This is a genomic window from Gordoniibacillus kamchatkensis, assembly GCF_000829455.1.
Classification (GTDB): Bacteria; Bacillota; Bacilli; order Paenibacillales; family NBRC-103111; genus Gordoniibacillus; species Gordoniibacillus kamchatkensis.
Genome location: NZ_JXAK01000123.1, coordinates 1 through 6,248 on the forward strand (window position 1 = coordinate 1; position 6,248 = coordinate 6,248).

8 protein-coding genes and 1 pseudogene are annotated in these 6,248 nt (G+C 55.5%); 8 read left to right on the forward strand and 1 reads right to left on the reverse strand.

Translation table 11 applies throughout. From position 1 onward, the window contains the following. Together SD70_RS37335 and SD70_RS32130 are read left to right on the forward strand one after the other, a co-directional pair. On the forward strand, nucleotides 1–311 hold a 311-nt coding region (locus SD70_RS37335), incomplete at its 5' end, for a CBO0543 family protein (RefSeq protein WP_041052726.1). Between the two features lie 105 nt (nucleotides 312–416). Beyond that, nucleotides 417–1,400, forward strand: coding sequence for a 2-hydroxyacid dehydrogenase (locus SD70_RS32130; RefSeq protein ID WP_041052728.1), 984 nt, complete (start codon nucleotides 417–419; stop codon nucleotides 1,398–1,400). A 185-nt stretch (nucleotides 1,401–1,585) separates the two neighbouring features. Here the strand turns inward: SD70_RS32130 and SD70_RS32135 are convergent, their stop codons facing one another. Next, on the reverse strand, nucleotides 1,586–1,828 hold the full coding sequence (locus tag SD70_RS32135; RefSeq protein WP_041052730.1) for a hypothetical protein: 243 nt from the start codon (nucleotides 1,826–1,828) through the stop codon (nucleotides 1,586–1,588). A gap of 178 nt (nucleotides 1,829–2,006) precedes the next feature. Between SD70_RS32135 and SD70_RS32140 the strand changes: the two are divergent. The 6 genes and pseudogenes from SD70_RS32140 to SD70_RS32165 form a co-directional block, all read left to right on the forward strand. Next, a pseudogene (locus tag SD70_RS32140) lies at nucleotides 2,007–3,155 on the forward strand (MFS transporter); the annotation flags it as partial. 97 nt (nucleotides 3,156–3,252) lie between these two features. Then, on the forward strand, nucleotides 3,253–3,489 hold the full coding sequence (locus SD70_RS32145) for a helix-turn-helix domain-containing protein (RefSeq protein WP_041052732.1): 237 nt from the start codon (nucleotides 3,253–3,255) through the stop codon (nucleotides 3,487–3,489). 4 nt (nucleotides 3,490–3,493) lie between these two features. Next, nucleotides 3,494–4,009, forward strand: a complete 516-nt coding sequence (gene def / locus SD70_RS32150; RefSeq protein WP_041052733.1) for a peptide deformylase — start codon at nucleotides 3,494–3,496, stop codon at nucleotides 4,007–4,009. A 36-nt stretch (nucleotides 4,010–4,045) separates the two neighbouring features. Then, nucleotides 4,046–5,035: a Gfo/Idh/MocA family protein gene (locus tag SD70_RS32155; RefSeq protein ID WP_041052735.1), complete on the forward strand. Its 990-nt coding sequence runs from the start codon at nucleotides 4,046–4,048 to the stop codon at nucleotides 5,033–5,035. A gap of 36 nt (nucleotides 5,036–5,071) precedes the next feature. Beyond that, complete coding sequence (locus SD70_RS32160; protein WP_041052737.1) at nucleotides 5,072–5,611, forward strand: HAD-IIIA family hydrolase; 540 nt, start codon at nucleotides 5,072–5,074, stop codon at nucleotides 5,609–5,611. 271 nt (nucleotides 5,612–5,882) lie between these two features. Then, entirely contained in the window at nucleotides 5,883–6,077 is a 195-nt protein-coding gene (locus SD70_RS32165) for a hypothetical protein (RefSeq protein ID WP_156158310.1), read from the forward strand. Nucleotides 6,078–6,248: the final 171 nt, after the last annotated feature.

Below are 6,248 nucleotides of genomic sequence, written 5' to 3' on the forward strand. Positions count from 1 at the left end.
TCGAGCTGATAGGATATCCGTCGCTCGTGCTGCTCTATCTCGGCAACTATCCGGACGGCGGGAGAAAACAGGTTTTGTATGTTTGCGCCTGGGTGTTGGGGCAATCGCTCATCGAAGCCGCCAGTTATTTTATATTTAACGGGATCAATTATGCGCACGGATGGAATTATTGGTGGTCAATCCTGTTTAACATGTTTTTTTATGTCATCCTCCGCATTCATTATTTGAATCCGCAACGGGCATGGGCGATTTCGGTCGTGGTGCTCCTGCTGCATATTCGTTTCCTGATTCCGGTGCCGGCAATGCGGTAAGTTACCTGTGCTATAGGAACTTACCTTTAGAATACTACTTTTGCATAACGGCCTGAAGGCATATACTGGACGTTAAGGAATTTTCATTTTACAGGGAGGCCGTTCGTGAAGCCATATGTATTTATTGACAGGCCGGTTCCCGCACAAGTGGAACAGCATATCGCCGAGCATTGCGAATATTCGGTCTGGGACCGGAGAGAGTCGATTCCTGCAGACGTCTTGCGCGAAAAGCTGGCGAAAGCGGACGGGCTGCTGACGGCCGGCAGAAAAATCGACAGTAGGCTCTTGGAGCTGGCCCCGAACCTGAAGGCGGTCAGCACGATCAGCGTCGGCTACAACCATTTTGACGTGGCGGCGATGAAAGCCCGCGGCGTCCTCGGCACAAATACGCCGGACGTACTGACCGATACGGTTGCGGATTTGGTGTTTGGCTTGATTCTGAGCACGGCGCGCCGCATTCCGGAACTCGACCGGTATGTGAAGGACGGGCTGTGGAAGCGGGACGACGGCGAAAATTTATTCGGCGTCGACGTTCATCACGCCTCGCTCGGCATCGTCGGCATGGGCCGAATCGGCGAAGCCGTCGCCCGCCGCGGCAAATTCGGCTTCAGCATGAGCGTCGGTTATTGCAACCGGACAAGGAGAGAAGCCGCGGAGCGGGAGCTCGGCGCGGTTTATATGAGCATGGAAGAACTGCTGCGCTCGTCGGACTTCGTCGTCCTGATGACGCCGCTAACGCCGGAAACGACGCGGATGTTCGGGCGCGAGCAGTTCGCAATGATGAAACGCGGGGCGATTTTCATCAATGCGTCGCGCGGGCAGACGGTGGACGAAGCGGCGCTTGCCAGTGCGTTGCAGGAAGGAACGATTTACGCAGCTGGCCTGGACGTGTTCGAGCGCGAGCCGGTTGCCGCGGACAACCCGCTGCTGGGCATGCCGAACGTAGTGACGCTGCCGCACATCGGCTCGGCTACCGCCCGCACCCGTTTCGACATGGCGATGCTCGCGGCGCGCAACCTCGTGCTGGCCGTCAGCGGCCAAACTCCGCCGAACCTGGTGCCGGAGCTGAGAGCGAACGGACAAGGCTGAAACATAAGAAAAGCTTCTTTCGAAGCCTTCTCGATGATGGGCGAACTACAAGTTTTGCGTAGCAAAACTCGCTTCGTAAGCGAGGAAGCTTTTCATGCCGTAATGCATGTTCTTCTGTTCGCTTGATCGTTTCACAGAACTAAACATTCTTTAACGGTAAAAAAAGAGACGGCCGTTTGGCCGTCTCAATGGCTTTTGCCGCTTAGCTCCAGTTTATCGACGCGCTCATTCAGTTGTTCGTAATCGGTCTCCAGGAAGCGCAATCGGCGGTCAACCTTGTTGAAGCTGTTTGTGGTCTCGCGCCGGAACTCATTCATTTCTTTGCGAAATTGAGTCAATTCCTCGGCAAACGCATCTACGTTTGCATTGGTCGTTTCGACTGCCTTCAGAATTGCACTCAACTTTTCACGGTCCGACGTTTCCGCCATACGATCGACCTCCATGCGCTAATTGTACTATGCTCGATCCGGGCAGCCAACGATTACTTTCGTTTACCGCTATGCGGCGCCAGTTTGGGCAAAGGTTCCCGTCATGCCGATTTCGGTTTATAATGACATGGACAGCCGGTCATAACAGCGAAAGAAGGGATGGCAGACGAACCCGTACTACTTTTTGTTTTTCTATGTGGTCATTTATATGGGCAACGCCGTGTACAGCACGTTCATACCGGTATATTTGCACAGCGTCCGGTTCACCCAGGAGCAGATCGGCCTTCTGCTCAGCTTCGGACCTTTGGTGGCGATGCTCGGGCAGCCGGTGTGGGGAGCGCTCGGCGACCGGGCAAGAACGAAAAACGGCGTGCTGCGCGTGCTGCTCGTCGGCAGCGGCTTGTCCATCATGCTGTATCCTTTGTCGAATCATTTCGTGGTAATGCTCGTTGCCATATGCATATTCACCTTTTTCCAGACGTCGATCTTCGCGATCAGCGACGCCATTACGCTGGAGGAGCTGGACCGGCACAAATCGTGGGGCTTCGGCATCATCCGGCTCGGAGGGACGGTCGGGTTCGCAATCATGTCGCTTGTGTTCGGGATTGTCGCCAAATCCCATATCGGCGTCATGTTCCCGGTATACGCCGCAACGATGGGTGCAGCGCTGCTATTGCTGTGGCGGTTTCCGCCCGTCGGCGGCCATCCCGCAAACGTGCAGGGGCGCCAGTTTCGCGAGCTGCTGCATAACGGCAAGCTGATGCTGTATTTGAGCATCAATTTCATCGTGCAAATTACGCTCGGCTATTATTATTCGTTCTTCCCGATCTACTTCAAGGAGCTCGGGGCCGACAGCTCGCTGCTGGGATGGTCGATGGTCATCTCCTCGCTGAGCGAGTTGCCGTTCCTGCTACTCTCCAAAAAGATTTTCGAACGCGTCCCGATCTCCGCCGTATTGCTTGTGGCGGCGCTGGCTTCGGCGGCAAGATGGTTTCTGTTTTCCGTCATCACGAATCCGCTTTGGGTGCTGCCGGTTCAGGCGCTGCACGGGCTTATCTTCATTGTATTGTCGGTGACGCTCGCTACGTTCATCAACAGGGAAGTGCCGCCCGAATGGAAGGCGAGCGGGCAAACGCTCAACGGTCTGCTCAGTCTCGGAGCCGCACGCATTATAGGCAGCTTCCTGGGCGGAATCGCGAGCTCCGCTTACGGCATGAAGCAAGTGTTTTTTATCAGCTCGCTAATTTCGCTTGCGTGCGTACTCGTATTCGGGGCCGTCATCTGGATGCGGCGGCCGCAGACGAAGCATGCCGCTGTGGAGCAGTGACGCCAGACGGCGACGACAAGTTTACTTACCAATCATCGTATGCTATATTAGGTGACAACTAATAAAATTAGGCAACACCTAATATGGAGGGCTGTTTATGCTCGTATGGATGCTGAGACAAGTGATGCACCAAAGGAGCATTTTCACAGGTGCGGCGTTGGCGCGCTTGCTGAAGGAGAAGGCCGGGTACGAGCTGTCGGCGCCGTCCATCAGCGCCCTCATCACCGGCCAGCCGAAACAGATGAAAGCCGAAACGCTGGATGCGCTTTGCACCGCATTGGAGTGTACGCCAAGCGACCTGTGGCGGCATACTGCCTCCGGGAAAGGGGCGTAAAGCGATGGCGGAGAAAACGATATTGCCGTTCGGAGATCCGATCTTGCGCAAAACGGCCAAACCGGTCGAAGCGATCACCCCTAAAATCGCCAAGCTGCTGGACGATATGGCGGATACCTTGTATGCGGCCGAAGGCAGAGCCGGGCTCGCCGCGCCCCAGATCGGCATCTTGCGCAGAGTGATCGTGATGGATTGCGGAGGAGGGCTAATCGAACTGATCAATCCGGAGATCGTGGAAACCGGCGGCGAGCAGACCGGCCCGGAAGGCTGCTTGTCTTATCCCGGCTACACCGGCATCGTGAAACGGGCGAAATATGTGAAGCTCCGCACCTGGAACCGCGCCGGCGAGACCGTTGCGCTGGAAGCTTCCGACTATTTGGCCAGATGCATTCAGCACGAAATCGACCATTTGAACGGCGTGCTGTATATCGATCATATTCAGGATGGCGAGTTGTTTGACGACCGGACGAAGCAGCGGGTCAACTTGCTCGAAGTCCTGAGGCTGTCCCTGGGGCGATAAACGATAACAACGTTGATACAAGAAGGAGTTTCGCTCATGCTCAGATTCGGCGTCATCGGCACTAACTGGATTACGGAATCGTTCATTGCGGCAGCGCGGGAGAGCGGAGAGGCGGCAGTCACGGCGGTCTGCTCCCGTACGGCGGAGCGGGCCGAGGAGTTCGCGGCAAAGCACGGCATCGCGCATCGGTATACGGAGCCGGAGCAGCTGGCGGCCAGCCGCGAGATCGATGCGGTCTATATCGCCAGCCCCAATTCGTACCATGCCAGACAGGCTATTGCTTGTTTGGAACGCGGCAAGCACGTTCTGTGCGAAAAGCCGATTGCGTCCAATAGCGATGAGCTTGAAGCGATGGTCGCCGCAGCCCGCCGCAGCGGCGTCGTTCTGATGGAAGCGGTGAAGTCGACGCTGCTCCCGAACTTTGCCGCCATCCGCGACAATTTGCCGAAGCTCGGTCCGATTCGCCGCTATTTTGCCAGCTACGGGCAATATTCGTCCCGCTATGACGCTTATAAGCAAGGGACGGTGCTCAACGCGTTCAATCCGCAATTTTCGAACGGCGCTCTGATGGACTTGGGTATTTACTGCATTTATCCGCTGGCCGTGCTGTTCGGCTTGCCGGAGCGCATTCGGGCCAATGCGTGGATGCTCGGTTCCGGCGTCGACGGCGAAGGCAGCCTGCTCCTGTCTTACCCCGATATGGAAGCGGTCATCCTCTACTCGAAAATCGCCAACTCGGCCCTCCCCTCGGAAATTCAGGGCGAGCACGCCACCATGGCCATCGATAGAATCAATGAGCTGGGAAAAGTGGAAATCCGCTATCGCGACGGATCGGTCGAAGACGTATCGCGGCCGCAGCCGGGCCATTCGATGGCGTACGAAGTGAGGGAGTTTATCGCCGCTGTCGCCTCTGGCCGCACGGAGTCCGAGACGAATTCGCTCGCCAGTTCCTTGACCGCGATGCGGATTATGGACGAGGCGAGACGCCAAATCGGGCTCGAATTCCCGGCCGACCGCAGTCTCTGAAGGCGGAAAGACAGCCATTTGGACGGAGGGGATACGATGCCCGATTTTCAAGCGGTTTTCATAGATCGTGACGGAACGATAGGCGGAAACGGGCATTTTATTCATCCCCGCGATTTTGAACTATTCCCGTTCGCCCAGGACGCAATCAAACTGCTGAAGCAAAGCGGAATGAAGATATTTGCTTTTACCAACCAGCACAGAATCGCGCGCGGGGAAGCGGCCGAAATGGATTTTGTTAAGCAATTTGAAGCTTACGGCTTCGACGCTTCGTACATTTGTCCGCATGCCGCCGACTCAGGCTGCGAGTGCCGCAAGCCGAAACCGGGGTTGCTCAGGAGAGCGGCACAGGAGCATGGCCTGGACTTAGCCCGCTGCGCGGTAATTGGCGATGTCGGAACGGCGGATATGTTAGCGGCGGCGGCAGTCGGAGCTGTCAAAATATTAGTTTTGACGGGCTGGGGCCATAGTTCTATAACTGACTATCGGCATAAATGGTACGATGGGGCGAAGCCCGATTTTGTTGCGCCGGACTTGTTGGAGGCGGCCCGTTGGCTTGCCGGCAACAGGGTGAAATAATCGACAAAACCGGCTGCCGCGCACGTTTAAATGTAAGCGTTTGCAAACATCGTTGTTTCCTTATGGAAATATTGTAAAGTTTAAGAGATTTTTAATCGTTTGTGACAAAATCAGACACCCTTTACCCTAGAAATCGCTAGATTAGTGTTCGATAATAAAGAAGTGCGCTCTGTCGAATGATTCATCTGCCGCAAAATCTTATCGTGAAAGGGATTGAGTACAAGCCGGTCGTATCGATGCACGACAAACCTCTACAATAAAGGAGCGGATAATGATGAAACGAACGATGGATATCGTCTATTGCATTCAGTGCGAATCGCTGGTGCCGATAGGCAATGCTGCAGTCGCCTTCCGGACCGGGTTTTACAAGGTCGACATTCCGCTCGGCCAGTGTGCCGCTTGCATGGTGGCGCTGGTCGGCAAGCAGCATCCGGACGAACATTATTTGCTCTCCATGATGGCTTGAGATTTCTTCACGCGTATACATGAATATGGGATGAAAAAGGAAGCTGCCGTCAGCGATAGGGACGGCAGCTTCTTTTTAGTGCGCCACGCATGGCGATTAACTAGGCGGTGAAAGTCCGCTGTGGGGGCTTGTAGTGGCCAACCACTAGCCAAGAGCAAGGGTGTCCATCGT